Here is a 25288-nt window from a genome sequence, read left to right as displayed (position 1 = left end):
GCTAATCAAACTGTAACATGCGGAGTAATAAATAATTGGAACGGTGACACTCCATCACTCCGTCCCTCCACCACCTGTTAGAAGTTCGTTTTGATACACTCGCGGCACGAGTCTATCAGCCGAGTCAGAACAGCTTCGCTCGAGAGGAATCGGGACGCGATGTGACCACGAACGAGGTGTAGACGTGACCCGAACGTCACGCCTCGACACTGTCTCTCAGTTCCGACACACTGCCACCGACACTGTCCTCGCGTTCGCGAGGAACGCCGAGAGACCCGAAGACGACGGTGTTCCGGGCTATCCGGTCGTTCGTTCCGTCGTCCCCTGTCGGTCCCTCGCTCGGGCGAACAGCGGTCGGTAGACCCACGCCGCGAACGCGGTGAACAGCAGGGCGGCGACCGAGAGCACGACGACCTGTCCCACAGACGCGTTCGGGTCGCCGTTCGCCAGCATGGTGAGTCCCATCGCCGCGACCGAGACGGGGACGAGCAGGTACCAGCCAGCGACGCCGTAGAGCGCTCGCTCGGCCCACGACGCGCCCCGGAGGAGACCGATTGCGGTCGCGACGGTGACCGGGACGACGACACCGAGGTCGAGGAGGGCGATGGACCAGTACATCGTCGGTGCGGCGGCGACCTCGTCGGACACCGGGCCGCCGGTCAGCACGCCGCCCGCTGCGGGCAGGTACTGAAGCCCGACGAACGCGGTCAGGAGGACGAGCCCAACGCTGGCCCGCCGCCGCCTCGTCTCCGACGGTGTCGGGAGCGAGGCGCTTCGGACACTGCTCCACGCCCGGACGAGGACGGCCCCGCTGAGCACGAACAGCCCGAGGTGGAACGCCACCACCCAGGAGTACGTCAGGTACTCCGGCCCCACGACGTACTGGACGAACATGTACGCGGTGTAGGCGGCCGGTGGGAGCGCCAGCACCGGTCCCGCGCGGTGGTCCCGGAGGACGAACCAGGCGGCGACGAGGCTCCACGGCGCGACGACCGCGAGCGACACCGCCTCCAGCCCGACGGTCTGGTTCACGAGCGTCTCCGGGAACGGGTACGCGATAGCTCCCGTCACGAGCGGACCGAGCAGGGAGTTGGTCGCCACGCCGAGCGCGAGCGCGACGAGCGCCCACCCCAGCCAGCGGTCCGGTCGGTGACCGACAGTCGTCTCGTCGGCGTCGACCCTGACGCTCGACTCGCCGGTCCCGTCGTTTGGCCTCGACGGTGCTCTGGGGTCTCCCGAGGACGATACTCGACTCATGAGAGATAGTTGGTCGGGTCGGGGGATGGCCCCTCCGATGATTCTCACCGGCCGGTAACGGATCGTCCCGGTGGTCGACGCGTCCGACACCGGAGACAGACGCCACCGGTCAGGATGCCTGCCCCCAGTGGGTGTCGAGAGTGGGGGAGTGCCACGGCGACGCCGAACGCGGCGACCGTGAACAGCAAGATTGCGCCGCTCAGTGGGGGCGAGACACCGACGACGGCGTAGCGGCCGACGAGGGGACACGACTCACGACACTGTTCGGCGGCTGTGGGCGACTAACGCGTGGCCCGGTCACTCGACGGTGTACACTTCGAACCAGAGGTACGCGACCCGTGCCAGGTACGCTTCCCTCCTGACGTCCCCCACTGGCCACGCTGTCTATCGACGTCCCTGCTAAACCCGCAGCACGCGTCCCACCGTCGAACATCTCGACGATCGTGGAGGCGCCTTCGTCGATGGCCGGTATCACCAGACAGCGTGCGTCGGTCGCCCACTCGAGAACGCGGAGACTGCGATACAATCTCCCTGCAATCCGCTCGCTCACGCCCCGGCGAGACGTAGTCAGGGGTGATGGTTACCGGTGCGGCGAGACAGTTCGAGTCGTGCACATGGTCGCCCACCGGGGGTTCGGAGATTTACTCATCGGCCGTCTCGACGTTCGGCAGTCGACGGGGTAAGCGGCGGACCTGCGAACGTCTCTTCTCGGGTGGTCTCAGCCGTCACACCTCCACGGTGTCACCCAGTTCCGGCGCGCTGGCGTCGACCCCGTCCTCCCGCAACTGCTCTGCGAACCAGTCACATCGGTCGCCGTGGTTCACCAGCACCCGCGCGTCCTCGTACGACGAGAGGAACTCGCGCAGGCCGTCCCGGTCGGCGTGCGCCGACAGTTCGAACAGTTCGGTCCGGGCGCTGACTGGCAGGACGCGCCCGTCGAAATCGCCGCGGCCCGTCTCCAGCACCTCCCTCCCGGTGGTGCCCTCGACCTGGTAGCCGACGAACGCGAGGAGGTTCACCGGCGACCCGCGAACCTCGGGGACGTAGGTCATCGCCGGGCCGCCCGAGAGCATCCCGCTCGTCGTCACGACGACGGTGTTCTGGGCGGCGACGCGTTCGCGCTGTCCCGGCGACGTGACGAACCGAGCGTGCGAGACGGCCCGCGAGAACGCCTCCGGGTCCCGGAGGTAGTCGGGGTGCGAGCGGAGCATCCGCGAGACGCGCTTGCCCATCCCGTCGACGTAGCAGTCGAGGTCGTAGCGTTCACAGAGCATGAGCGCCTCCTGCGTCCGCCCGATGGCGAACGCCGGGACGACGACGGTGCCGCCCTGCGCGACGGTCTCCCGGAGTTCCCGGGCGAACCGTCGCTCGACCTGCTCGCGCGGTTCGTGGCGCACGTCGGCGTAGGTGGACTCACAGACCACCACGTCGGCGTCCGGGCGGTCGGTGCTCCCCGCGACGAGGCGCTGTGAGTCGGTGTGGAAGTCGCCGGTGTAGAGCAGTCGCGTCCCCTCGCGGCCCGTCACCAGCGCGTGTGCGCTCCCGGGGATGTGCCCCGCGTTGGAGAAGGTCACCTCGTAGCCCGCCGCGTCGAAGGACTCACCGTAGCCGTGGGTGTGGGACTCCTGGGTCAGGCGCTGCACGTCCGTCTCCGTGAACGGACAGCGCGGCGTGTTGCCGTGGAGCTTCAGCGTGTCGCGGGCGAGCGTCAGCGCGAACTCGCGGGTCGGCGGCGTCCAGTGGACCTCGGGGCGGTCGGTCCCGGACATGAGCGCGGGGAGCGCGCCGACGTGGTCGAGGTGACCGTGGGTGACGACCACCGCCTCGGGCGAGACGCGACCGACCGGGTACGACGGCGGGGTCGTGCTCGCCATCCCGTAGTCGAGCAGGAGCGAGTCGTCGACGAGGAGGGCGCTCCGGCCGATCTCGCCCGCACCGCCGAGGAACTCCAGGTTCACTGCGCGTCGCTACCGGTGCGAGCGGTTTGGCTCCGTCGGTCCTCGACACTCCCCTTGCCCGGTCCGTTCCCCGACGGTCACTCGGACCGGTAGGCCTGGATGCGGAACTCGGCGTAGTCGCCGTACGCGAGGTCGAGCGCCCCGACCCACCAGTTCCACTTCGACGGGAGGCCGTCGTCGGGCGCGTCGCCGAGTTCGGTCACGACGACGCCGGGAGTCAACTCGTGGCTGGTGTCGGCCCGGTAGCGCCCCGAGTCGGCGAGGTCCTGCGCCTGCCTGGCGACGACCCGAATCTCGGCGTCGGTGGCGTCGAACGCCGACGCGAGCGCCTCGGGGAACGACGGGTCGTCTCCGCGCTGGTCGGCGTCACGTGGTCGGTCGTCCGGTGCGGGTGGCATGCGGGAGTCGAGGGGCGGGAGCGCAATAGCCCTCGGCGTTGCGGCGGTCGTCGTCACTCCCCGTCCCGTCGTCGTGTCGGTCGGGCTCAGTCGTCGAACTCGTCGGGGAGCATCGTCGTCCCGGCGATGGCCAGCGCCTGCATCTCCGCGAGGGTGGTCTGCATCTGGTCCAGTCGGGCGAGGACGTGGCTGTCGTCGACCGGGTCGCGCTTGCACGAGAGGACGACGTCGGTCGCCTGCCGGTGGAGGCGGTCGACGAGGTGGGGGTAGGGGGCGGTGCTCACCTGTTCGAGGGCGTCGTGGGCGAGGTCACCCACGGCGTCCCACGCCTCGTCGTCGGTGGCGTGCTGGTGGGCCTCGTCGATAGCGTAGGCGGCACCGTCGTACGTCGGCTGGGAGGTCGGCTGTTCGGTACGCATTCGCTCGTGGAGAGCGGCCGCTCGGTCACGGGTGTTACAGCTACGCACGTAGTGGTGGCCGTTCGGTGAGGCAATACATAGCAAACCGTCGGCTCGGAGCGTCCCTGCCGACGGGTCGGAAGTCGCGGAGGGGCCGAATTCGAATCGCCGATTCGTCGATTCGCTGGTCCGCCCGGCTCAGCGTGCCCTGACGTCGGCCACCGCTCGTTCGTGACACCGCTCGACCGCGGTCCGGAAGGTTTCGAGGAGCGCCACGACGCGGTCGCGGTCGGCGTCGGGGGCCGCGAGTGCGCCCGCCGCGTCGACACCCAGACGGTGGACCGCCTCGACGTGGTCCGTGTACGGCGACGACCGGAGGGCGGCGAACGCCGACCGGACGTGGTCGCTGGCCGCCCCGAAGTCGCCCACGGCGGCCGCGACCACGGCCGCGTCTGCCTGGTAGGATGCGTCGTCGTACGCGGTAGCTGGATACCTGTTCACACGTCATGTACGCTAGCACGGTTCATCTCCCTTTCTCCCCGCGGAGGGTCGTTTCAGTACCCTTTTGACTACGCGTCGGTTTTGCCACCGTATGGCCGAGTTTCAAGTCGTCGTCGCCGACCCCGAGGACGGCACGACACACCAGTTCGACGTGGATGGACAGGACGCGAACCGATTCATCGGGCGCTCGCTCGGTGAGGAGGTCGACGGTAGTGCCGTCGGCCTGGAGGGCTACACCGTCGAGTTGACCGGCGGCTCCGACAACGCGGGCCGACCGATGCGCCCCGACGTCGCGGGACCGGGCATCAAGCGCGTCCTCCTGACCGGCGGCGTCGGCTACAAGCCCCAGCGCGACGGCGAGCGCAAGCGCGTCACCGTCCGCGGGAGCGAGGTGGGCGAGGAGACCCGACAGATCAACGCGAAGATAGCCGACCGCGGCAGCGAGTCCGTCGCGGACCTGCTGGGCCTCGAATCGGACGAGGGCGACGAGAGCGACGACGACGAGTAACGCAGTGGCCGACCGTATCTCCCACGACCACGCGTCGGTCGTGACCCAGCGCGCCAAACTGGAGCGCTCGGGCCGCACCAGTCGCCCGAAACTCGTTCTCCCCGACGACGTCGCGGCCCCGGAGGGCCCCGTGCGTCTCGTCCTCGACGGCACAACCTACCACACCACCATCGAGGAGGCCGTCGACGGCACCGTCGAGATACGCGGTGCCTACGACAACGCCCGGATGGCCCGCGAACGCGAGGGCGAGAACCACCTCGTCGCGTGGGCCGAGGACAACGGCCTCGACTTCGGCCGGTCGGTCCACTTCGACGCGGTCGACGAGGGTCTCTACGGCGTCCGTGCCCCCGGCGAGCGCGCCGTCTACACGCCCGTCGACTCCCCGAACGACTCCCTCTCGAACATCGCGAACGACCTCGACGGCTGAGTCGCGGTCGTCAGTCACATCACATCGCTCGCCTCGGTGGCCTCGACTCGCTTCGGCCACGAGAACAGCGCCGCTTTTCCCTCCCGCCCACCTCCGCCGGAGCATGGACGCGCCACGACGCGAGTTCCTGCACGGCGAGCGAACCGACGACGTCGTCATCTACGTCGCGGGTGACGTCGACCTCGACGCCCTGGGCGGGCACGGCGAGTCGGTCGACGACGGCGTCGTGCTGGTACTCCCCGGCGACCAGGGACGCTCGGCGTTCGAGAGTGCGACGGGCATCGACCCGATGGAGTTCGCGGGGTCCGCGATGGACACCGACGGCGACATCGACCCAGAGTTGACCGGTGGGGACTGTCCGAGCGCCCACCCCGACGAACCCGAGGCCGACCACGCGGTCGAGTTCCTGTTCGCGTTCGCCGAGGAGCAGAACGAGGAGGTGGGCGGCCTCTACGAACACGGCGACGTGGTCCACGCCTACGCCGCCTGTTCCTGCGGGACGTCGTACTCCGACCGCTGGGTCGTCGAGGAGTAGCGAGATTCGGAGTTCCCGCGAGTGAAACGAGCGGGAGCACGGAAGACGAGCGGCAGCGAGTCTTCCGAAGTGAGCGAGCGCCAGCGAGTGAACGAGAATCTCGGAAAGACGGAGCAGACCGACGCCGGGACCGGCCGCGTCGCCCCCCGCTCTGGTGCGCTGCTGTTCACCCGTACGACTGAGAGACGACGCTTCGGCGAGCGCAGTCGGCCCGACTAGCGTTCCGTATCGACGCCTTCCTCGTCGTCCACGTCCGGCAGGTTCCTGAACGCGTCGAGGATGACCTGCGTCGCCACCGCGCCGCGGGTCGTCCAGTGGTGGGCGTAGTCGAGCATGTCGTCGTAGATGTCCGGTTTACAGCCCGCCGCCTTCGGGTGGCCGCCGCCGTTGACCTGTCCGGCGACCTCGTGACAGCGCTCGAACCCGTCGCTCCCGCGGATGGAGGCGCTACCGGAGGGTTTGACGACGACGGCGGCGTCCGCGCCGCGTTCGCGGAGCGTCTCGCAGACCTCGTTCTGCGAACAGCGGCCGTAGGTGGCGGCGACGACGACGCCGTCGATGGTGTGCATCTCGGCGCGTTCGACGGCCTGGTCGATGAGCGCCTGCTTCTCGATGCGGCGCTCTTCGAGGTAGCGCTCGGCCTCCTCGGGCAGGTCCGCGCCGTGTTCGCGGACCGTCTCGACGTACAGTTCGTAGTACGCCCAGTACGCGAAGTCCGCCAGGTCGTCCGAGCGGGGGTCCTCGCGGAGCCACAGGTCGTGGTCGCGCGTCACCGCCGCGAGGTCCCGGTACTGGTCGTCGAACTCGTGGTCGAGACTGCGGAGGGTCACGTCGGTCGTGCACTCCTCGTCGGACTCGCCGACGACGAGGTCCACGTCGGCCGCCCGGACCAGCGCCGCGAGGTCCTCGTCCCACTGGTGGTGGTCGAACCACGACACCGAGGAGGCGTGGTCGACGAGGTCGGCCAGCGGTTCGACGTCGCCCTCTCGGTCGGGACAGAGGTCGCAGACGAACACCTTGACGCCCGCCGGGGTGTAATCGACGACCTGTTCCAGCGCCTCGGAGAGTCGGTGGGGCGAGGTGGGGACGACCGGCACGGTCCCCTCGTACTCGATCTCGTCGTCGTCGACCGAGACGGGCAGGCGCGGGTCCTCGCGTGCTTCGCGGATGAGCGCGACGCAGCCGAGGCCGTCGGCGTCGCCGTCGGCCACGACGACCGTCTCGGCCCGTTCGAGACGGGCGATGCGCCCCTCGCTCGGTCCCTCGCGGTCGGGGGTGAAGAAGCCGGCCCCCGGGAGGATGGATTTCCGGGAGAGCGGAAGGGTGTCGCTGTCGATGAGCGTCTCGTCCATGCCCGTGAGAGCGGGGCCATCGGGATGAAGGGCGTGGTTCGGCAGTGGGGGATTCCCGTTCGTTCCCTGCGCGCTCACGGGTCACTCCGGTCCCCGTTCGCGTCTTCGCGGTTCTCCTTCGCTCGCTTTCGCTCGTTGCTCACGGCTCGCTACGCTCACCGTTCGCACTACCGTGGCTCTCACTCGCTTGCGCTCGTTCCGAGCCACGCACTCAGTCCGAACCGCGCGCTCCCTCCGAATCCCCCAGCCTCTCGCGGCTCACTTCGTTCGCCGCTCGGCGTTCGGAGATTCTCGCTCGTTCTCTTCGGTCACTCGCTCCGAATCTCCCACCTCCAACTGTCGCACCGTCAACACCGGCACCGGTGAGTCGTGGGCGATGCGCTCGGCGACGCTCCCGAGGTGGTAGGAGTACGGACTGTCGCGTCCGCGGGTCCCGGTCGCGACGAGGTCCGCCCCGACGCGGTCGACGTAGTCGAGGACGACCGTTCCCGGGTCGCCGTGGCGGACGGCCGTCGTCACCGGCCGGCCGAAGGTCCCGGCGAGGCGGGCCAGTTCCGTTCGGACGTGCTGCTCGTGGTTGGCGTCGTCGCCCTCGACGACCGAGAGGACGTGCACGCCCGCGTCGAACCGGTCGGCGAGGTCGACGGCGGCCGTGACCGCACGCTCCGCGCTGGGGCTGACGTCGGTCGCGATGACGACCGTCTCGAACATACCCGACCCTGTGCGGTGCGACGGCTAATAACCGATGGTCGCGGCGCGAGCAGTCCCGACTGCTCGGTGGTCCGGGCGGGTTCCGAGCGGTCCGTCGTCTGCGTGGCAGCGTTCCCCGAGGGTTTTTGCTCTCGCTCGCGGAGGGGTCGGTATGGACGTGGAGACGGTGCTCGTTCCGGTCGATGGGAGCCCGCTGTCGTCGCGCGCCGTCGAGGTGGCCGTCGCGGTCGCCGAACGCTACGACGGCGGCGTGCACGCGCTGTACATCCTCGACCGGGACGACGAGAGCCACACCGAGGAGATGATGGTGGCGACCGAGATGCTCACAGGCGACGTGCCCGTCCGTCACTCCTCGGCGTACGGGTTCACCACCTCGGCGCTCACCCACCACCCCGGCAGCGTCGTCCTCGACGCGAGCGAGGACGTCGGCGCGGACTTCATCGTCATCCCCCGAGAACAGCCCTCCGAACTCCTCGGGAAAGCGGCGGGCTACGTCCTCCAGTACGCGAAACAGCCGGTGCTGTCGGTCTGACTCTCCGCGACCGGTCGACCGTCGCCGCTCACCCCAGCCGAACCGACATCTCCATCTCGAAGCTCTCGGTGCTGGCGGCCTCGAAGCCGACCTTCCGGTAGAGCGCCACCGCCGGGTGGTTCCAGCGCTCGACGGTGAGCCACACCTTCTCGATGCCGGCTTCCTGCCCCGCTCCGAGCAACGCCTCGATGAGGTGCGTCCCGATGCCCGCGCCCTGGTACGCGGCGAGGACGAAGATGGCGAGTTCGTAGGCTCCCGACCCGTCGGGGACGAGCGTCGCGTGGCCGATACACCGACCGTCGGGGACGACGGCGACGACGTTGGTGCAGTCGTCGACGAGGATGTTCCCCAGCCAGTCCCGGACCTGCTGCTCGCCCGACGGCGGGATGCCCTGCGCCCGGTCCTCGGGGTCGAAGGCGACGTACATCTCGACGAGCGACTCGAACGCCTCGTCGGTCGTCTCGTAGTCCCGGACCGTCACCGGGCGGCCGTCGCGGTCCTCGAACGAGATGGGCGGTCGCTCGAACCGGTCGACGGGTTCCTCGGGGTAGATGCGGTCGGGCGTCATCGGATGAGCGTGACCGAGGTGTTCGCGTTGAGCAGGACGAACTCGGCGATGCTCCCGATGTTTATCTTCCCGAGCGGACTGGTCTCGCCGCCGCCGAGGACGATGCGGTCGAACCCCTCGCCGTCGGCGACCTCGATGAGGCGGCTGCCGGGGTGCCCCCGGAGGATGCGCACGGACGCGTCCAGCTCGCGCTCGTCGAGTTGCTCGTGAGCGCGTCGTTCGACCTCCTCGACCGACAGCGAGGAGTCGGGGTTCTCGACGACGGCCACCGTCACGTCGTCGCCCGCCTCCCGCGCCCGGTCCAGCGCGGCCGAGAGCGCCCGCAGGGAGTCGTCGCTGCCACCGATGCCCACGAGCGTTCGCATACGTCTCCCGTAGCCCTCGGGTGGCAAAAGCCTCCCGGCGCGAAACTGTCTCCCAGATGAACTGTGGCCGTCGACGGACGCTCTGAGCCATCGCTGGGGGACGATTGTTTCCGCGTCCAACGTCGGAACGGGGTGCTCGTCGGCGGCCGACGCCGACACCCTCTTACACCCCCACCGACCAGAACGTGACATGAGCGAGGAGTCGCCCGACGGCGTCCCCGAATCCGACCCCGACGCGGCCGAGGAGTCGGACCCGGTCGACGCGACGGGACCGACCGAGTCGGACACCGACGAGCAGGACCGCCCGGCGGACGACCCGGCCGAGTCGGCGGACGAGCCAGCACCGACGAGCGAGCAGGTCGACTCGACGGACGACCGGACCGACCGAGAACCAGCGGAACGGGAGCCGACCGCTGCGGAGGTCGAAGCGCCACAACCCGGCGTCCCCGACCCGGAGGCGGTCGAGGAGGAGCGGGACATCCCCGAAGACGTCCAGAAGTACGCGCGGTTCAAGAAGATAGACGGCGCGACGTACGACCGGGCCAACAAGTTCCTGCGCGACCGCACCTACATCACGGCCCGCGAGTGGGCCATCGCGCGACTCTGCTCCGACTTCCGCACCGAGACGGGCGTCGAGATGACGAAGATCGGCGAGAACTTACCGGAACTCGTCCCGTTCATGGAGGACACCTACACGCCGCAGGCGGTCAATCAGGCGCGCTCTGCGTTCGAGGACAAGATTCGGAAGGCGGGTGCGACGTTCCTCTACGGCGCGATGTGCGACTTCTTCACCGCCGAGGAACTCGACGACGTGATGTACGAGTCGACGGAGGTGGCGAAGTTCCTCCTCGAAGTGGAGGGCGTCGACCTGAGCGTCGAGGAGGAACTGGAGGCCGAAGAGCGCATCTCCAGCGTGATGCGCGAGGTGCGGGCGGCGAGCGCCGAGATGCGGGACGAGGAGGACGCCGAGAACTGAGCGGAGTCGTCGTCGCGGCTCACGCCGTCTCTTCTGGGTCGTCGCTCGACCGTTCGGTGTCGTCGAAGAACACGCTCGGGTCGTCGAACGTGAGGCCGACCGCCTCGTCGTTCGACAGCGTCCGGACGAACACGCGGAGCGGCCCGTCGTCGGTGACGTCCCGGTGGAGGGCAGTCACCTCCTCGTCGGCGCGGTCGTAGTACAGCGGACAGCAGACCGCCGCGGACCCGTCGGACGCGGCGAGGACCGCGACGGTGAAGACGACGCCGGCGGCTTCGGCCTGGAACACGTCCGTCTCCGAGAGCGTGGCGTCGGCGACGACGTCGCGAAGTGCGTCGAACTCTCCGTCGGGCACGAGCACGTCGAACCCACCGAGTGCCGGGAGCGGCGTGATGTCTCCGGGGTGGAGTTCGACCACGTCGGCACCCGCCTCGCGCAACTGCTCGGCGGTCGTGGCCATGTCGTCGATGACCGCCTCCCAGTGGTCGGCGACGCCGTCGAGGGGGTGGTCTCGCTCCCCGTCGGGTGGCTGGTTCATACTCGCCGTGGCGTCCGGCGACGTAAACGCGTTACTCATGTGTGGGTCAGACCCGTGCAGTGGACTCCCAAAACGCCTTTACTCCCGTTCGTTCATTGCCGGATGTGACTGCAGACGAGTTACTCTCTCTCTCCGGCCTCCGAACGCAGTTCGACACGGACCGCGGCGCGGTCAAGGCGGTCGACGGCGTCGACCTGACCGTCCGCGAGGGCGAGACGGTCGGTCTCGTCGGCGAGTCCGGGTCGGGCAAGTCCGTCACCGCGCTCTCGGCGATGGATCTCGTCGACTCGCCGGGACGTATCGCCGGCGGCACCGTCTCGTTCCGGGCCGTCGAGACCGTTCGTCGACTCGCCCGCCGGCACCCGGACCACATCGCGACCCCCGACCACGACGGCTACATCCACGTCGAGGCCGGCACCGCGCGCGACGGCCAGACGAGCGCCCCCGACGAGGTGGCGCGGGCCGCCCGCGACTCGCCGAAGCAGATCGCCGTGAGCGGCGGCGACGGCTCGGTCCACATCGAGGAGGGGTTCGTCGACCTGACCGCCGCCCCCGAGACCGTGATGCGCGAGATTCGAGGCGGGGACATGGGCATGATATTCCAGGACCCGATGACCTCGCTCAACCCCGCGCTGACGGTCGGCGAGCAGGTCGCCGAGTCCCTGGAACTCCACCGCTACGGCGGGCGCAAGAAGGATTCGTGGTTCAACGCCGTCCGCGAGTCGCTCTCTCGAAGCGGGCTGAGCGAGGAGGTCCGCGAGGAGACCATCGAGTTACTGGCGGAGGTCGGCATCCCCGAACCCGGCCAGCGCGTCGACGAACACCCCCACGAGTTCTCCGGCGGGATGCGTCAGCGCGTGCTCATCGCCATCGCACTGGCGTGTCGCCCGCAGTTGCTCATCGCCGACGAACCGACGACGGCGCTCGACGTGACCATCCAGGCGCAGATCCTCGACCTCATCAACGAGCTGCAGGCGGACCTCGGGATGTCCGTCCTGATGATCACCCACGACCTCGGCGTCGTCGCCGAGACGTGTGACCGCGTCGCCGTCATGTACGCCGGTGAAATCGTCGAGGAGGGGCCGGTCGAGGAGATATTCGGGAACCCGTCGCACCCCTACACGTACACGCTCCTCGAATCGATTCCGAGCGAGGACGCCGAGCGCCTGACGCCCATCGAGGGGAACGTCCCCGACCTCATCGACATGCCCGAGGGCTGCAACTTCGCGCCGCGCTGTCCGTGGGCGAAACCGGAGTGTACGGAGGGAGAGATTCCGTACCTCCAGCACGGCCCCGACGACGTGGACCACCGCTCGAAGTGCATCCTCGAATCGTTCGACAAGAGCGAGTACGGCACCGACACGGGTATCAGGGCCTCCTCGAAGACCCCGACGGGCGACCCCCTCCTGGAGACGAAGGGGCTGAAGAAACACTTCTCGCGGGCCGACGGGATGCTCGACGAGTGGCTCGGTGACGACCTCGGGACGGTCAAGGCCGTCGACGGCGTCGACCTGACCGTCCACGAACGCGAGACGCTGGGGCTCGTCGGCGAGTCCGGGTGCGGGAAGTCGACGACGGGACGCTCCATCCTCCGACTGCTCGAACCGACCGACGGGACGGTCGTCTTCGCGGGTGACGACATCGCCGACCTCTCGAAGTCCGACCTCCGGAAGAAGCGCCGGGACATGCAGATGATCTTCCAGGACCCGCTGTCGAGTCTCGACCCCCGGCAGACGGTGGCGGCGACCATCGCCGAACCGCTGAAGATCCACGACCTGCCCGCCGAGGCCCCGTCGCAGGACGTCTCGAAGAAGGACCAGCGCCGCCAGCGGGTCGTCGAGCTGATGGAGGCCGTCGGTCTCGACCCGAGTCAGCGCGACCGCTACCCCCACGAGATGTCCGGCGGCCAGCGTCAGCGCGTCGGTATCGCCCGGGCACTCGCCGTCGACCCCGACTTCATCGTCTGTGACGAACCCGTGAGCGCACTGGACGTGAGCGTGCAGGCACAGATCCTCAACCTCATGGAGGAGTTACAGGAGGAGTTCGGGCTGACGTACCTGTTCATCGCCCACGACCTCTCGGTCGTCCGGCACATCTGCGACCGCATCGCCGTCATGTACCTCGGCGAGGTGGTCGAAGTCGCCGCCACCGACGAACTGTTCGACGACCCGAAACACCCCTACACGCGGGCGTTGCTCTCGGCGATACCCGAACCCGACCCGACCGTGACCGCCGACCGGGTCATCCTCTCGGGGGACGTGCCGAGTCCGGTCGACCCACCCTCCGGGTGTCGGTTCCGCACGCGCTGTCCGTCCGTCATCCCGCCGTCGGACGTCGATATCGACCAGGAGGCGTTCCGGGAGGTGATGGACTTCCGCCAGCGTGTCGAAGACGGCCGTATCGATGTCGAAGCGATGCGCGACCCACAGACCCCCGCGACTGCGGCCGACGGTGGCACCGAGGCACGGGTCGAGGGGACGATGGCCAGTACGAATCCCTCCTCCGTCGTCGACGACCTGTTCGAGACCCGACTCACGGGCACCAACCGAGAGACGATCGAGCAGGCCGTCGAGCACCTGTTCGCCGGTGACCACGAGGCTGCGGCCGAGACGCTTCGCGAGCGTTTCGAGACGGTGTGTGAACGCCAGCGACCCACCCTGCAGGAGGCGCCCCACCCCGCAGCGTGTCACCTGTACGACCAGCCGTCCGACGACGACGAACGTCCGCAAAACCACTAGACTGTGGCTTAATTTCCGCTTCCAGACTCCGGCAGAGTTATCAGTCACGATGTGCCGTGTGTGGTATGGTCGATGATGACACCGATAGACGTACGTTTCTCAAAGTAGCCGGCAGTACGGCGGCGGCCGCCACCGTCGCTGGCTGTCTCGGTGGTGACGGCGGCGGTGACGACGGCAACGGCTCCGGTGACGGCGACGGCGACGGCGGCGGCAACGGCTCCGGCGACGGCGGTGGTGGCGAGGACGTCGACCCCAGCGGCTCGCTCGTCTACTCGCGCGGTGACCACCCGACGAACTACGACCCACAGCAGACGACCAGCGGCGAAGTCGCGAAGGTCACCAACCAGGTGTTCAACCAGCTCATCCAGTTCGTCCCCGGTGGCGGCGGCGAACTCGAAGCCGGGTTGGCGACGGAGTACGACCTGGAGGGGACGACGGCCACCCTCAAACTCCGCGAAGGCGTCACGTTCCACAGCGGCGCGGAGTTCACCGCCGCGGACTTCGAGGCCACGTTCCGCCGGTTCGTCGACGAGGAGTACGAGTACTACCTCGGCACCGAGAACGCCTCGGGGTACGGGCCGTTCACCCTGGGCGACTGGATCGACTCGGTCAACGCGAAAGACGACTACAACCTCGAACTCGAACTCACCCAGAAGTACGCTCCCTTCCTGCGGAACCTGGCGATGTTCGCCTCCTCCGTCCTCTCGAAGAAGCAGATCGAGGAGCTGGGTGCGGACCCCGCGAGTCAGGTCGAACTCGGGAGCAACCCCATCGGGACCGGTCCGTTCACCTTCGAGCAGATGGACTCCTCGAACCAGCGCGTCCAGTTGACGCGCAACGGCGAGTACTGGGGGGACGGCCCGTACGTCGAACAGGTCATCTTCGACACCATCCCGGACAACTCGACGCGCGCACAGTCGGTGCTCAACGGCGACTCGCACATCATCGACGGCATCGGTGCGCAGGCGTCCCAGCAGATTCAGAACGCAAACAGTGCGACGCTCGCCGAGAAGGACGGCATCAACATCGGGTACATGGCGTTCAACATGGACCGCTTCGAGGCGTTCCGTAACACGAAGGTCCGCCAGGCCATCAGCTACGCCATCAACACGAAGGCCATCGTCGACCAGATCTACGAGGGCTTCGCCTCGCAGGCCGACCAGCCCATCCCGCCGAACGTGCTGGGGTACAACGAGAGTCTCGACCCGTACCCACAGGACAAGGAGAAGGCGCAGTCGCTGCTCGAGGAGGCCGGTCAGACCGGTTTCTCCTTCGAACTCGCGACGTTCTCGAACCCCCGTGGGTACAACCCGTCGCCGGTCAACACGGCCCAGCAGGTCAAATCCGACCTCGCCGACGTCGGGCTGGAGGTGAGCATCAACCAGTTCTCGACGTTCTCCTCGTACCTCGACTACACCGACCAGGGCAAACACGACGCGTGTTTCCTCGGCTGGTACACCGACAACGCCGACCCGGACAACTTCTTCTACGCGCTGCTCCACCCGCAGGTCAACCGCAGCGAGATTCCGGAAGATCAGGACTGGGTCAGCTTCGACACCGAGGGGTACAACACCCTCAGCGTCTCGGCGTGGGCCAACAGCGACTACATGGACCTCGTCGAGGAGGGCCAGTCCACCTACGACGAAGCCCAGCGCAAGTCGCTGTATCAGGACGCCGCGAAGATCGCCCACGACGAGGCACCGTGGGTGTTCATCGACTACGCGAAGACGCTCCGTGGCGTCAACCAGGCGGTCGCGTCGGACAGCTACACCGTCAGCTCCGTCGGCGGGCCGTACCTCAACACGGTCCAGCTGAACTAGTACCGGCTCACCACCGACTCACTCTCATCACGTTACACAATGGTATCTAAGCGGTTCGTACTGCAACGCCTCCTCCTGTTGATCCCCGTCCTGTTCGGGGTCGCGACACTCGTGTTCGCCATCCTGCACCTCGCGCCCGGCGACCCGGCGAAGGTCATCGTCGGCCAGCGAGCGTCGACGGCGCAGGTCCAGCAGGTCCGCACCGAACTGGGGTTGAACGACCCCATCTGGGTCCAGTACGTCCGGTTCCTCGGCGACGCCATCCAGTTCGACTTCGGCAACTCCTACCAGATCGCGAAGGGGACGCCGGTTCGTGAGGTGCTCGTCGACCGACTGCCCGTCACCATCGAACTCGCCCTGTACGGACAGGTGCTCGGCATCCTGTTCGGCATCCCGCTGGGCGTGCTCTCGGCGGTGAAACAGGACACGGTCACCGACCACCTGACGCGGGTCGGGGCGCTCGCCGGCATCTCCGTCCCCATCTTCTGGAGCGGGCCGTTGCTCATCTTGCTGTTCGCGACCACGCTCGGGTGGCTGCCGACGAGCGGCCGCATCGGCACGCAGTTCTTCCTGCCCGAGACGTGGACGCTGCTCGGCACGGAACTGCCGTTGACGGGGATGGTCACCGTCGACACCATCCTGCTGGGGAACTGGGAGGCGTTCGTCTCCGCGGTCCAGCACATGTTCCTGCCGGCGGCGGTCATCGGCATCTACTCGATGGCGCTGCTGTCGCGGATGATGCGCTCGTCGATGCTCGAAGTGGTCAGACAGGACTACATGCGGACGGCTCGCGCGAAGGGCCAGGGCGCGAAGATAACGGTGATGAAACACGGCTTCCGGAACGCGCTCATCCCGGTCATCACCGTCATCGGCATCCAGTTCGGGACGCTCCTCGGCGGGGCCGTCCTCACCGAGACCATCTTCGGTATCGGCGGTATCGGGACGATGCTCGTCAGCGCCATCGGGGCGACCGACTACCCGCTCGTGCAGGGCACCGTCCTGACGTTCGCGCTGCTGTTCACGCTCGTGAACCTCGGCGTCGACATCACCTACAGCTACCTCGACCCACGTATCCAACAGTAATGGCAGCCGAAACCCAGACGAGGACGGCGGACTCGCGGGGGTTCCTCGACCGCCTCCGCGCCTCGCCGTTCCTCTCACAGCTACTCTCGAATCGCCTCGCCGTCGCCGGCATCGTCATCATCGTCGGGATGGTGGTGACGGCGCTGTACGCTCGCCTGTTCGTCGCCGGGCCGTTCGGCGCGGACCTGAGCGCCATCACCGGCTCCCGGCTCGGGTCGGCCCAGAACAAGGCTCCACCGGGGGCACTCGCCGGTGAAGGGCTGCTGACGGACATCTTCGGGACGGACTCCGCCGCCCGCGACATCTACAAGCGGACGCTGTACGGCGCGTGGCTGGCGCTGAAGTTCGGCACCATCACCGTCGGTCTCTCGACGCTGCTCGGCGTCGGTCTCGGCATCCTCGCGGCGTACTACGGCGACGTGACGGACAACGTCATCATGCGGACGATGGACGTGTTCCTCGCGTTCCCCTCCCTCCTGCTCGCACTGGCGCTCGTCGCCATCTTCGGCGCGGGTCTCTGGAAGGCGGTCATCGCCCTCACGCTCGTCTACACGCCCCGGTTCGCCCGGGTCGTCCGTGGCGCGGCGCTGAAGGTGCTCGAAGACGAGTACGTCGACGCGACGGTCGCGCTCGGGGCGACCGACCCGCGCGTGCTCGTCAAGCACGTCCTGCCGAACTGCCTCGCGCCCGTCACCGTCCAGTCGACACTGAACTTCGGGCTGGCCATCATCGACCTCGCCGCGCTGTCGTTCCTCGGGTTCGGTGCGGAACCGGGGACGCCCTCGTGGGGTATCATGCTCGCACAGGGTGTCGAGAACGGCCTGCTCACCGGCAAGTGGTGGCTGTCGTTCTTCCCCGGGTTGTTCCTCGCCGTGACCGTCCTCGGGTTCAACCTGCTCGGCGACGGGATGCGTGACGCGCTCGACCCGCGGATGCGCGAGACCGTCGACTGACGTGGCCGACCCGCTCGACTCGACCGACGCGCTTCGGCAGTATCTCCGGGCCAGCGCCCGACTGCTCGCCGGAAGTGCGGTCGTCGGGGCGGTCCTCGGGGCAGTGCTCTACCTCGCGCTTCTCGCCACGAGTGACGACCCTCGTGGTGCGAGTACGACGGCGTTCGCACTCGGTGCGCTCGTCTTCGGCTTCGGGACGCTCGGGTGGTCGGGGTCGGTGTTGCTCGGCGAGAGCGTCGAGTCGGCACAGCGACTCCGCGACACGGCGTCGGACTGGTCGGAAGCGGACTCGCGCCGTGCGATGGCTCGCGTCGCAGGTGCTGGCGCTGGCTCGATGGCCGCCGTCGCCGTCCTCGGGAGCGTCCTCACGGCGCTCTGAAACGCGGCGACGGACTGTTACTCACGCACGTTCCGCCCGCTCGCCTCGCCGAAGCGCTCCTCGCCGCCGTCCTCGCCGCGCTCGTAGACGAACTCGCCGCGGAGCATCGTCCACTTCGGGAACACCCCTCGCTTCCCCTCGAACGGCGTCCAGTCGCAGTTCGAGTGGAGGTCCGCACCGCGAATCTCCCGGCTATCCTCCGGGTCGACGAGCACCAGGTCGGCGTCGTACCCCTCGTGGATGCGGCCCTTGCGGTCGAGCCCGAACACCCGCGCCGGGTTCCGGGCGGTCACGTCGCGCACGCGTTCGTAGCTCAGGTCGCCCCGCCGGACGGACTCCAGCAGGAGGGGCAGGGCGGTCTCGACGCCGGGGACGCCGCTCGGCGCGTCCCAGACGCTCGCGTCCTTCTCCTCGCGGGTGTGTGGCGCGTGGTCCGTGGCGACCATGTCGACGGTGCCGTCGGCGAGGCGGTCGAACAGCGCCGCGCGGCGCTCCTCGCTCCGTAGCGGGGGGTTCATCCGCCCGAACGTCCCAAGGTCGTCGTAGTCGTCCCGCGAGAGATACAGGTGGTGTGGCGTCACCTCGCAGGTCATCCCCGCGCTACGAGCGTGGTCGACCGCCTCCGGGGTGGAGGTGTGAGCGACGTGGATCGAGGTCCCGACGTCCTCGGCGACCGAACAGGCGCGCTCGACCGCCGCTATCTCGGCGTCGGCGGTGCGGAACGCGCTCCAGGCGTCGGCGTCCTCTCGGCTGCGGGCCGCTCGCGGGTCGCTTCGCTCCCCGCTCGCATTCGTGCTTCGTGGAAGCACGCTCTCGTCGAACAGGTCGGCGTCCTCGGCGTGGACGGTGACGGGCACGCCGGCGTCGCGGGCGCGTCCGAGGGCGTCGCGGAACAGGTCGGCGTCGATGCCCATGTCGCCGGTGGAGTCCGCGAGGAACACCTCGCCGAGCGCGAACAGCGGGCGTTCGAACAGCGAGTCGGGGTCCCAGTCGGGTGTGACGCCGCCGTTGAGGCCGTAGTCGACGAGCGACTTCGCGGCGAGGTTCGCCTTCTCGTCGAACGCCGCGCCGGTCGTCGTCGGCGGGTCGGTGTTGGGCTGGTCGACGACGGTGGTGACGCCACCCGCGGCGGCGCTTCGAGAGCCGGTCGCCCAGGTCTCCTTGTGCGAGTGGCCCGGCTCCCGGAAGTGGACGTGGACGTCGACGACGCCCGGCAACAGGAGGTTCCCGTTGGCCTCGACCACCCGCGAGTCGTTCTCCTGCAGGTTGCGACCGACCGTGACGATGCGCCCGTCGCGCACCCGGACGTCGCGGGTTCGACCGTCCGCGAACTGGGCGTCCCTGATGAGCATACCCCTCGTCGGACGGCACGGTCCGTAATCCTGTCTGTTCGACCGATTCGCGGGGGTTACTTCTCCGAGGTATCCGTCCGCTCAGGCGTCGAGGCGTTCGACGCGACGCTCGCCGTCACCGACGAGGGCGTCCTCGATGGCCGAGACGACCGCGTCGGGGTCGTTCGGCCCACCAGCCCGCGCGACGCTCCCGACGCTCGCCGGGTCGAACGGGTGGTCGAGCGCTCCGTACACCGCGTCGAGCACCTCGGCGATGGCTTCGTGCTCGGCGACGACGCAGATACCCGCCGTCGTGGCGACGCCGCGCTGGACGCGCTGGGCGAGGCCCACGACCTTCCCCTCGGCCTGGAGCGAGTGGCTCCCCGGGCAGAACGAGTCGGGCGGTTCGCCGGGCCGGGCGTCGACGCCCAGCGAGTCGAGCGCCGCCAGCAGGTCGCGTTCGGCGGCCTCGTAGCGTGCGTCGATGCCGACGCGCTCGTCCTCGATGGGCGTCACGCGAGCGAACGCGACGGTCTCGCCGGTGTACGCCACCGCCCGCCCGCCGACGCTCCGTTCGAGCGGCGGGAAGCCGCGGTCGGTCGCCGCCGCGCGGGCCGACTCGTAGCCCTCGGCGTGGGTGTCGCGTCGCCCGAACGCGACCTGTCGGTGGGGCGTCCACACCCGGACCGCCGCCTCGCCGTCGTCGCGGGCGTCCTCGACGAGCGCCCGCGTCACCGCCCGGTCGGCCGCCGGGTCGTCGGCCCGGCCGCGGAGTACGCGCATGGGCCGGATTGGGTCGGTGGGCGGTAAAGTCGTCCGCTCGTCGGTCGGTTCGCCGTCGCGCCGTGGTTGCGTTCCGTCGACGTCACGTGGGTTCCGACGTGGCTAACCCGCCACGGCCCGAAGCACGCGCAATGGCGGTGACGCTGCCCGAGTCGGTGCTGGAACGCTACCCGCGGCTGTCGCTGTACAACTCGCCGTACGTCGCCCACGACGCGGGCTGTGCGATCGACCTGTATCCTGAGGTGGGTCCCGAACGAGCGACCGGCGCGCCCTCGCCCGTCTCGGGCGAGGTGCTCGACACGCGGTCGGTGCGCGCACCACCGAAGCCGTACGCCGTCGAGGAGGACCACCTGATTCTGGTCGAACTCGACGACGACTCGCCCGTCGACGCCCCGCCGGGCACCGTCGCCCGGCTGCTCCACGTCGAGCCGAGCGTCGCGGCGGGCGACCACGTCGCCGTCGGCGACTCGCTCGGGACGCTCGTCCGCGCGGGGTTCTTCGCGCCGTGGGTCGACAACCACGTCCACCTCGGCTTCCGGCCGCCCGACGCGAACCCGTACCGCGCCTCGGGGTCGGTGCCCATCGCCCTCGGGACCGACCCGCTGGCCCTCGACTGGGACGGGACGGGCCGCGTCCGCGAGACGGGCGAGACGTACGTCGTCCTCGACGCGCCCGCCCACCCCGACCCGGGTCGGCTGGCTGGCGTCGCCTCGGGCGAGGGCCGGGTCCTCGACGGCGGCCTCGTCCACTATCCGGGCGGCGGTGCGCACGGTGCGAGCGACGGCCCGGTGACGCTGTTCGGGCAGGAGGTGGGCGTCGCGTCGGGCCGCGACGTAATCTGGAACGACCTCGCCGTGTTCGCGAACGGCGAGCGAGCCACCGGTCTCTCGCTGTTCCTCGCCCGCGACGCGGGGTTCGGCGCGAAGGTCGTCTGCCCGGACCACGCGTTCGCGGTCGGTGACGACGTCGAGGTGACGCTGGACCCGACCCACGACCCGACCGTACTGGGGTGAGGCGTCGTCAGTCGGAGTCCCGGTATCGCTCCTTCAGTTCCTGGTACCGGTCGTCCGCTCTCACCCTCCCCCACCAGACCTCGTAGACGAGTGCCGCCTCGCGCTTGTCGTGGTCGGCCCAGTGTTCCGGGTCGCGCTCTTCTCCATCCTCGTACTTCTGCCCGCCCGGGTAGCGCGCGTAGCGCATCGAGCGAGTGTAGCCCATCTGGAGGTACTTGCGGGCCATGTCCATCCCGACGAACTCCTCGCGGTCGCGGTACGCACGGAACTGCTCGTAGATGGCCTCGCCGGCCTCGTCCGCCGTCTCGCGGTCGGTGTACCCCCAGAGCGGGAGGAGTTCGGACTTGTAGGGTTCGACCTTGAACACGCCTTCTTCGCCGCGGCCGATGTCGTACTGCTCGGGATGTTCGCGGAAGTCCACGTCGTACTCGGGGCCGTCGTCGGTCATTCGACTACACGCTGTGGTGCCGTCGGCGTCAACCTGTGGTCGTCGAGCGGAACGGGAGCGAAAAGGGTGGCAAGAACTGGTCGCGGCGGCCGGTCCGACGGTGATGATTGGGTCGGGGTCGTCGTCCCGTCCGTCGCAGTTAGTCGGAACCCCCCCGCGAGAACCAGTCTGACGGCTACGTCTATCGGTTCCCGCGTCGGACGGGGGTGACACCTGTAGCCAGCGTCCAGTGCCACCAATACACACGAACGACGTGGCCACGGCCCCTACTACACGGTCAGGCGGGCGTCGGCGATATCCAGAAACGCGGTCTCGTAGCCGTCGTGGCGGGCGACCTGCGGCGGCGTCATCGTCTCGACCACCAGTTCGTCTGCGGGTTCGAGCGCCGGAATCGCGGTGCCGTAGTGGTAGTGAAGCGCCGGGTCCATCGTGCGCGTCAGAATCTCCTCGAACGCCGTCGCCCCCTCGCGGACCACCCGAAGGCGGAGGCCCATCGCCGGGAGGAGGAGTCGGTTGTACGGCGTCCGGACCGTGAGCGCCAGGTAGCGCTCGGTGTCGAACCGTGCGGCGGCGTCGCCCTCCAGCAGTCGCGCGACGAACACCGCGTCCGCGACGGTCGTCCGGCCGAGGTCGGTCCACGACGAGTCGCCGTCGGGGGCGACGGCGGTCGGTACGGGGAGGTCGACCAGCGGCGCGACGGCACCCGGCTCCCCGGCGTCCGTCTGCTCGCGGGTCGCGAGTTCGTCTCGCTCCTCGCGGGCGTACTCGACGGTGAACGTGTGGCTCGCCGGAGTTCCGAACCGGCCGGCGAACGCGCCCGTCCGGCGGACCTGCAGCCCGCCGACGGCGACGGTGACGGCGTACGTGCCGTCGCCGGGGAGCGCGACGTTGTCGCCGTAGTGGAAGCCGAGCCCCTGCGAGAGCATCGCGTAGACGGCCTCCTCGGCGACCAGGTCGCCCGGTTCGTGTCCGTCGCCGCCCTCCGCGTGGGCGACCTCGACCGTCAGGCCCACCTCGGGGAAGACGACGCCCGTCTCGGGGTCCCACGCCAGCGCCATCAGGTGGACCGAGTCGTCGTCGGCCGCGTCGCGGAGGTACGTCTGCTCGCCGACGACCTCCCAGAACCGCGTGGGATAGCTGTAGAGGAGGGCCAGCCGGAACGGCCCCGCGTCGGCGGTGTCGACGAGCGCCGACGCGACGCTGGCGGTCGGCCGGTAGACGCCGGACGGTGGGTTCTCGACGCGCGGGGGCGGGGTGTAGTCGGCGTCTGCCCCCCGGCCGAGACAGCCGGCCGAGGCGAGCACGGCCCCGCTCGTCGCGGCGAGGAACGTCCGGCGGCGCATACAGTTAAGGGGCGGCTGTCGGTGATATGGGTTGTGCAGCCTCCACAGGTCCCGGACGCGGCCCACTCCGACGCGGCGGGGCGGACGAGTCGCCGCGCGTTCGTCGCGACAGTCGCCGGAACGCTGGCCGTCGGTGCCGGGTGTCTGAACGACGGCGGCGGTGGCGGCGACGGCCCGGACGGGTACGGTAGCTGGTTCGACGGCGTCGACAACTACGACGGGTTCGTCGACCGCACCGGCACCGACCGGACGACGGTGGAGGTCGGGGCCGACGACGGCCTCGCGTTCGCCCCGGCAGCTATCGAGGTCAGTCCCGGCACCACCGTCGTCTGGGAGTGGGTCGGTCGAGGCGGGAGCCACAACGTCAAAGAAGACGACGGCGCGTTCCTCAGCGACTACTACCAGAAGCAGGGCTCGACGTTCGAGCACACGTTCGACGAGGCGGGGACGTTCCCGTACTACTGCGTCCCCCACCAGAACCAGGGCATGAAGGGCGGCGTCACCGTCGTCGAGGAGTCGACGACCGCCGCGTCGCACGGTCGCTGACGAGGCAGGTCTACGGGCGGAGCGGTTAAGCCGAGGTAGTCCAAGGGTAGTGTCATGTTTCCACGTGACAGGGGTGAACCGTGACGCATCGACGCCGTGACGTCCTCCGAGCGATGGGCGCAGCGGGTACCGTCGGCGCGGCGGGACTCGCGGGCGAGCACCTCGTCGGTAGGGCCACCTCGCAGTCGGACGACGGCGGGCTCCCGGCGGGGCAGCCACCGCGCGGCGAGCCACGGGCGTACGAGGACTACACCGTCCACGAGGTGCCGGGCCAGTACGACACCATCCAGGCCGCCGTCGAGGCGGCCGACCCGGAGGACCTCGTGCTGGTCGAACCGGGCGTCTACCCCGAGGCCGTCGAGGTGACCGACACGCCGCGGCTCACCATCCGGGGGACGGACCGCAACGGGGTGATCCTCGACGGCGAGTTCAAGCGCGAGGACGGCGTCCTCGCCACCGTCGACGACGTGGTCGTCGAGAACCTCACCGCCCGCCACTACGTCCGCAACGGCTTCTTCTGGTCCTCGGTGTCGGGGTGGCGCGGGTCGTACCTCACCGCGTACAACAACCGGGTGTACGGCATCTACAACATCGCCAGCCAGCACGGTCGCTACGACCACTGCTACGCCTCGGGCCACACCGACTCGGGGTTCTACATCGGCCAGTGCAAACCCTGCCACGCGGTCATCGAGAACGTCCGCTCCGAGCACAACGCCATCGGCTACTCCGGGACGAACGCCGGGGGCTACCTCACGGTCAGGGACTCCGTCTGGCGGAACAACATGGGCGGCATCGTCCCGAACTCCCTCGATAGCGAGGCGAACCCGCCACAGGACAGCGCCCGCATCGAGAACAACCTCGTCGAGTCGAACGACAACGCCGAGGCTCCCGACGAGGCGTTCGGCTACGCCGCGTTCGGCACGGGCATCAACGTCGCGGGCGGGGTGAACAACGAGGTGGTCGGCAACACCGTCCGCGACCACGCCAACTTCGGCATCGTCGCCGTCCCGATGCTCGACGACAACCTCTACCCGCCGCGCGGGAACCGCTTCGTCGGCAACGACGTCTCCGGGTCGGGACGCGCGGACCTCGCCGTCGGCGCGCCACAGGACGGCGACAACGTCTTCGAGGACAACACCGCGGACACCGCCCGTCCCGGCGGGCTGAACGGCGGGACGCGCATCCTCGGCGGCGACCCGTGGGTGACGATGGTGCTGTTCGAGCAGTTCTCGCAACTCGACGCGGGCGGCGCGCCGCGCGGCGACTGGCGCACCGCCCCCGAACCCCCGTTCGACGAACTGGAGCGCATGCCGAACGCGCGCGACGCGCCACCGCGCGAGGCCGTTCCACGAGGTGAGGAGTGATGTCGACGAGTGACGCCATTCGCGACCGTGTCGGGTCGCTGTTCGACCGCTCCCACGACGCCGTCACGACGGGTCTGGTCGTCGTGTTCGCCCTCATCCTCGGCGCGTTCGCGGCGTGGCTCCTCGCGGACGTCCTGCCGCGGACCGTCACGTTCGTCCTCGCCGCCGTCGGCTTCGGCGCACTGTTCTACAGTCGGGGCACCCGTCGCAGCGTGGTCGCGTTCGGACTGTACGCCCTCGCCGCGCTGGTCGCCCTGATTCCGGTCGTCTACGAACTCGTGCTCGCACTGAACGTCGCCGACCCGCTGGCACACCTCGTCTCGGCGACGGACCTCCTGTTCGTCCTGCTGTTCTGGGTTGTTGCGCTGGTCCCCGCACTCGTCGGCTACCGCGTGGCGAGTGGTCCGTTCGTCCCGCGCATCAGAAGTCGGCTCCCCGACCGCTGACCTCGTTCGACCGCTGC

28 protein-coding genes are annotated in these 25288 nt (G+C 69.1%); 14 read left to right on the top strand and 14 right to left on the bottom strand.

The annotated features are described in order from the left end of the window. Positions 1 to 297: 297 nt before the first annotated feature. From MX571_RS03220 to MX571_RS03200, 5 genes are all read right to left on the bottom strand, one after another. Entirely contained in the window at positions 298 to 1257 is a 960-nt protein-coding gene (locus MX571_RS03220; RefSeq protein ID WP_247414155.1) for a hypothetical protein, read from the bottom strand. 725 nt (positions 1258 to 1982) lie between these two features. Beyond that, positions 1983 to 3215, bottom strand: a complete 1233-nt coding sequence (locus MX571_RS03215) for an MBL fold metallo-hydrolase (RefSeq protein ID WP_247414154.1) — start codon at positions 3213 to 3215, stop codon at positions 1983 to 1985. Positions 3216 to 3292: 77 nt separating this feature from the next. After that, a complete protein-coding gene (locus MX571_RS03210; RefSeq protein WP_247414153.1) occupies positions 3293 to 3613 on the bottom strand; it encodes a WNWW family protein in 321 nt (106 codons plus the stop codon). Between the two features lie 86 nt (positions 3614 to 3699). Continuing rightward, positions 3700 to 4032, bottom strand: a complete 333-nt coding sequence (locus MX571_RS03205) for a hypothetical protein (RefSeq protein ID WP_247414152.1) — start codon at positions 4030 to 4032, stop codon at positions 3700 to 3702. A gap of 177 nt (positions 4033 to 4209) precedes the next feature. Then, on the bottom strand, positions 4210 to 4512 hold the full coding sequence (locus tag MX571_RS03200; protein WP_247414151.1) for a hypothetical protein: 303 nt from the start codon (positions 4510 to 4512) through the stop codon (positions 4210 to 4212). Positions 4513 to 4603: 91 nt separating this feature from the next. Between MX571_RS03200 and MX571_RS03195 the strand changes: the two genes are divergently transcribed. The 3 genes from MX571_RS03195 to MX571_RS03185 all read left to right on the top strand — a co-directional run bounded on the left by MX571_RS03195 (position 4604) and on the right by MX571_RS03185 (position 5982). Further along, positions 4604 to 5020: a 30S ribosomal protein S6e gene (locus tag MX571_RS03195; RefSeq protein WP_247414150.1), complete on the top strand. Its 417-nt coding sequence runs from the start codon at positions 4604 to 4606 to the stop codon at positions 5018 to 5020. Between the two features lie 4 nt (positions 5021 to 5024). Then, positions 5025 to 5447 carry a DUF7112 family protein gene (locus MX571_RS03190; RefSeq protein ID WP_247414149.1) on the top strand — a complete coding sequence of 141 codons (423 nt, stop codon included), beginning with the start codon at positions 5025 to 5027 and terminating at the stop codon, positions 5445 to 5447. Positions 5448 to 5550: 103 nt separating this feature from the next. Further along, the gene (locus MX571_RS03185; protein WP_247414148.1) at positions 5551 to 5982 is read left to right on the top strand and encodes a DUF5807 family protein; all 432 of its coding nucleotides are present in this window, start codon (positions 5551 to 5553) and stop codon (positions 5980 to 5982) included. A gap of 215 nt (positions 5983 to 6197) precedes the next feature. Here the strand turns inward: MX571_RS03185 and MX571_RS03180 are convergent, their stop codons facing one another. Beyond that, a complete protein-coding gene (locus tag MX571_RS03180; protein ID WP_247414147.1) occupies positions 6198 to 7334 on the bottom strand; it encodes a DHH family phosphoesterase in 1137 nt (378 codons plus the stop codon). A gap of 258 nt (positions 7335 to 7592) precedes the next feature. Further along, positions 7593 to 8045 carry a universal stress protein gene (locus tag MX571_RS03175; RefSeq protein WP_247414146.1) on the bottom strand — a complete coding sequence of 151 codons (453 nt, stop codon included), beginning with the start codon at positions 8043 to 8045 and terminating at the stop codon, positions 7593 to 7595. Between the two features lie 151 nt (positions 8046 to 8196). Here MX571_RS03175 and MX571_RS03170 point away from each other — a divergent pair, with 151 nt between their 5' ends. Continuing rightward, on the top strand, positions 8197 to 8577 hold the full coding sequence (locus MX571_RS03170) for a universal stress protein (RefSeq protein ID WP_247414145.1): 381 nt from the start codon (positions 8197 to 8199) through the stop codon (positions 8575 to 8577). A gap of 28 nt (positions 8578 to 8605) precedes the next feature. Here the strand turns inward: MX571_RS03170 and MX571_RS03165 are convergent, their stop codons facing one another. Beyond that, positions 8606 to 9145 carry a GNAT family N-acetyltransferase gene (locus tag MX571_RS03165; protein ID WP_247414144.1) on the bottom strand — a complete coding sequence of 180 codons (540 nt, stop codon included), beginning with the start codon at positions 9143 to 9145 and terminating at the stop codon, positions 8606 to 8608. Next, complete coding sequence (locus MX571_RS03160) at positions 9142 to 9510, bottom strand: universal stress protein (RefSeq protein ID WP_247414143.1); 369 nt, start codon at positions 9508 to 9510, stop codon at positions 9142 to 9144. Before MX571_RS03160 ends, MX571_RS03165 begins: the two co-directional genes overlap by 4 nt. 190 nt (positions 9511 to 9700) lie before the next feature. Between MX571_RS03160 and MX571_RS03155 the strand changes: the two genes are divergently transcribed. Beyond that, positions 9701 to 10486 (top strand): DUF5806 family protein, encoded by a 786-nt coding sequence (locus MX571_RS03155; RefSeq protein ID WP_247414142.1) that lies wholly within the window; start codon positions 9701 to 9703, stop codon positions 10484 to 10486. 19 nt (positions 10487 to 10505) lie between these two features. On the opposite strand, the gene MX571_RS03150 is transcribed toward MX571_RS03155, so the two are convergent. Then, positions 10506 to 11024: a DUF7529 family protein gene (locus MX571_RS03150; RefSeq protein WP_247414141.1), complete on the bottom strand. Its 519-nt coding sequence runs from the start codon at positions 11022 to 11024 to the stop codon at positions 10506 to 10508. Between the two features lie 104 nt (positions 11025 to 11128). Here MX571_RS03150 and MX571_RS03145 point away from each other — a divergent pair, with 104 nt between their 5' ends. From MX571_RS03145 to MX571_RS03125, 5 genes are all read left to right on the top strand, one after another. Beyond that, positions 11129 to 13762, top strand: coding sequence for a dipeptide ABC transporter ATP-binding protein (locus MX571_RS03145; RefSeq protein ID WP_247414140.1), 2634 nt, complete (start codon positions 11129 to 11131; stop codon positions 13760 to 13762). 65 nt (positions 13763 to 13827) lie between these two features. Then, positions 13828 to 15582 carry an ABC transporter substrate-binding protein gene (locus tag MX571_RS03140; protein ID WP_247414139.1) on the top strand — a complete coding sequence of 585 codons (1755 nt, stop codon included), beginning with the start codon at positions 13828 to 13830 and terminating at the stop codon, positions 15580 to 15582. A 39-nt stretch (positions 15583 to 15621) separates the two neighbouring features. Next, complete coding sequence (locus MX571_RS03135; protein ID WP_247414138.1) at positions 15622 to 16665, top strand: ABC transporter permease; 1044 nt, start codon at positions 15622 to 15624, stop codon at positions 16663 to 16665. Then, positions 16665 to 17618 (top strand): ABC transporter permease, encoded by a 954-nt coding sequence (locus MX571_RS03130; RefSeq protein WP_247414137.1) that lies wholly within the window; start codon positions 16665 to 16667, stop codon positions 17616 to 17618. The genes MX571_RS03135 and MX571_RS03130 overlap by 1 nt, the downstream gene beginning before the upstream one ends. 1 nt (position 17619) lies before the next feature. After that, positions 17620 to 17997 carry a DUF7268 family protein gene (locus MX571_RS03125; RefSeq protein ID WP_247414136.1) on the top strand — a complete coding sequence of 126 codons (378 nt, stop codon included), beginning with the start codon at positions 17620 to 17622 and terminating at the stop codon, positions 17995 to 17997. A 17-nt stretch (positions 17998 to 18014) separates the two neighbouring features. On the opposite strand, the gene MX571_RS03120 is transcribed toward MX571_RS03125, so the two are convergent. Both MX571_RS03120 and MX571_RS03115 read right to left on the bottom strand, forming a co-directional pair. Then, a complete protein-coding gene (locus tag MX571_RS03120) occupies positions 18015 to 19349 on the bottom strand; it encodes a dihydroorotase (protein ID WP_247414135.1) in 1335 nt (444 codons plus the stop codon). 81 nt (positions 19350 to 19430) lie between these two features. Further along, positions 19431 to 20111 carry a lipoyl protein ligase domain-containing protein gene (locus MX571_RS03115; protein ID WP_247414134.1) on the bottom strand — a complete coding sequence of 227 codons (681 nt, stop codon included), beginning with the start codon at positions 20109 to 20111 and terminating at the stop codon, positions 19431 to 19433. 131 nt (positions 20112 to 20242) lie between these two features. Between MX571_RS03115 and MX571_RS03110 the strand changes: the two genes are divergently transcribed. Next, the gene (locus MX571_RS03110; protein ID WP_247414133.1) at positions 20243 to 21124 is read left to right on the top strand and encodes a DUF8155 domain-containing protein; all 882 of its coding nucleotides are present in this window, start codon (positions 20243 to 20245) and stop codon (positions 21122 to 21124) included. Positions 21125 to 21131: 7 nt separating this feature from the next. Here the strand turns inward: MX571_RS03110 and MX571_RS03105 are convergent, their stop codons facing one another. Together MX571_RS03105 and MX571_RS03100 are read right to left on the bottom strand one after the other, a co-directional pair. Continuing rightward, positions 21132 to 21572, bottom strand: a complete 441-nt coding sequence (locus tag MX571_RS03105; protein WP_247414132.1) for a DUF4385 domain-containing protein — start codon at positions 21570 to 21572, stop codon at positions 21132 to 21134. A 269-nt stretch (positions 21573 to 21841) separates the two neighbouring features. Continuing rightward, on the bottom strand, positions 21842 to 22915 hold the full coding sequence (locus MX571_RS03100) for a DUF7350 domain-containing protein (RefSeq protein WP_247414131.1): 1074 nt from the start codon (positions 22913 to 22915) through the stop codon (positions 21842 to 21844). 33 nt (positions 22916 to 22948) lie between these two features. On the opposite strand from MX571_RS03100, the gene MX571_RS03095 reads away from it, so the two are divergent. The 3 genes from MX571_RS03095 to MX571_RS03085 all read left to right on the top strand — a co-directional run bounded on the left by MX571_RS03095 (position 22949) and on the right by MX571_RS03085 (position 25271). Beyond that, positions 22949 to 23461, top strand: a complete 513-nt coding sequence (locus MX571_RS03095; RefSeq protein ID WP_247414130.1) for a halocyanin domain-containing protein — start codon at positions 22949 to 22951, stop codon at positions 23459 to 23461. 80 nt (positions 23462 to 23541) lie between these two features. Beyond that, positions 23542 to 24825 (top strand): right-handed parallel beta-helix repeat-containing protein, encoded by a 1284-nt coding sequence (locus MX571_RS03090; RefSeq protein ID WP_247414129.1) that lies wholly within the window; start codon positions 23542 to 23544, stop codon positions 24823 to 24825. Next, complete coding sequence (locus MX571_RS03085; protein ID WP_247414128.1) at positions 24825 to 25271, top strand: hypothetical protein; 447 nt, start codon at positions 24825 to 24827, stop codon at positions 25269 to 25271. Before MX571_RS03090 ends, MX571_RS03085 begins: the two co-directional genes overlap by 1 nt. The last annotated feature ends 17 nt before the right edge of the window (positions 25272 to 25288 follow it).

Origin of the sequence: Halomarina salina, assembly GCF_023074835.1 — an archaeon.
Lineage (GTDB): Archaea > Halobacteriota > Halobacteria > Halobacteriales > Haloarculaceae > Halomarina > Halomarina salina.
This window is presented reverse-complemented; position numbering and strand designations above follow the sequence as displayed.

What these genes read in the sequence shown, in the direction of transcription:
- MX571_RS03220 (WP_247414155.1), bottom strand. Translation starts at nt 1,257, where the DNA reads ATGAGTCGAGTATCGTCCTCGGGAGACCCCAGAGCACCGTCGAGGCCA.
- MX571_RS03195 (WP_247414150.1), top strand. Translation starts at nt 4,604, where the DNA reads ATGGCCGAGTTTCAAGTCGTCGTCGCCGACCCCGAGGACGGCACGACA.
- MX571_RS03085 (WP_247414128.1), top strand. Translation starts at nt 24,825, where the DNA reads ATGTCGACGAGTGACGCCATTCGCGACCGTGTCGGGTCGCTGTTCGAC.
- MX571_RS03185 (WP_247414148.1), top strand. Translation starts at nt 5,551, where the DNA reads ATGGACGCGCCACGACGCGAGTTCCTGCACGGCGAGCGAACCGACGAC.
- MX571_RS03210 (WP_247414153.1), bottom strand. Translation starts at nt 3,613, where the DNA reads ATGCCACCCGCACCGGACGACCGACCACGTGACGCCGACCAGCGCGGA.
- MX571_RS03135 (WP_247414138.1), top strand. Translation starts at nt 15,622, where the DNA reads ATGGTATCTAAGCGGTTCGTACTGCAACGCCTCCTCCTGTTGATCCCC.
- MX571_RS03115 (WP_247414134.1), bottom strand. Translation starts at nt 20,111, where the DNA reads ATGCGCGTACTCCGCGGCCGGGCCGACGACCCGGCGGCCGACCGGGCG.
- MX571_RS03205 (WP_247414152.1), bottom strand. Translation starts at nt 4,032, where the DNA reads ATGCGTACCGAACAGCCGACCTCCCAGCCGACGTACGACGGTGCCGCC.
- MX571_RS03170 (WP_247414145.1), top strand. Translation starts at nt 8,197, where the DNA reads ATGGACGTGGAGACGGTGCTCGTTCCGGTCGATGGGAGCCCGCTGTCG.
- MX571_RS03130 (WP_247414137.1), top strand. Translation starts at nt 16,665, where the DNA reads ATGGCAGCCGAAACCCAGACGAGGACGGCGGACTCGCGGGGGTTCCTC.
- MX571_RS03105 (WP_247414132.1), bottom strand. Translation starts at nt 21,572, where the DNA reads ATGACCGACGACGGCCCCGAGTACGACGTGGACTTCCGCGAACATCCC.
- MX571_RS03120 (WP_247414135.1), bottom strand. Translation starts at nt 19,349, where the DNA reads ATGCTCATCAGGGACGCCCAGTTCGCGGACGGTCGAACCCGCGACGTC.
- MX571_RS03175 (WP_247414146.1), bottom strand. Translation starts at nt 8,045, where the DNA reads ATGTTCGAGACGGTCGTCATCGCGACCGACGTCAGCCCCAGCGCGGAG.
- MX571_RS03165 (WP_247414144.1), bottom strand. Translation starts at nt 9,145, where the DNA reads ATGACGCCCGACCGCATCTACCCCGAGGAACCCGTCGACCGGTTCGAG.
- MX571_RS03140 (WP_247414139.1), top strand. Translation starts at nt 13,828, where the DNA reads ATGGTCGATGATGACACCGATAGACGTACGTTTCTCAAAGTAGCCGGC.
- MX571_RS03160 (WP_247414143.1), bottom strand. Translation starts at nt 9,510, where the DNA reads ATGCGAACGCTCGTGGGCATCGGTGGCAGCGACGACTCCCTGCGGGCG.
- MX571_RS03150 (WP_247414141.1), bottom strand. Translation starts at nt 11,024, where the DNA reads ATGAACCAGCCACCCGACGGGGAGCGAGACCACCCCCTCGACGGCGTC.
- MX571_RS03155 (WP_247414142.1), top strand. Translation starts at nt 9,701, where the DNA reads ATGAGCGAGGAGTCGCCCGACGGCGTCCCCGAATCCGACCCCGACGCG.
- MX571_RS03180 (WP_247414147.1), bottom strand. Translation starts at nt 7,334, where the DNA reads ATGGACGAGACGCTCATCGACAGCGACACCCTTCCGCTCTCCCGGAAA.
- MX571_RS03100 (WP_247414131.1), bottom strand. Translation starts at nt 22,915, where the DNA reads ATGCGCCGCCGGACGTTCCTCGCCGCGACGAGCGGGGCCGTGCTCGCC.
- MX571_RS03110 (WP_247414133.1), top strand. Translation starts at nt 20,243, where the DNA reads ATGGCGGTGACGCTGCCCGAGTCGGTGCTGGAACGCTACCCGCGGCTG.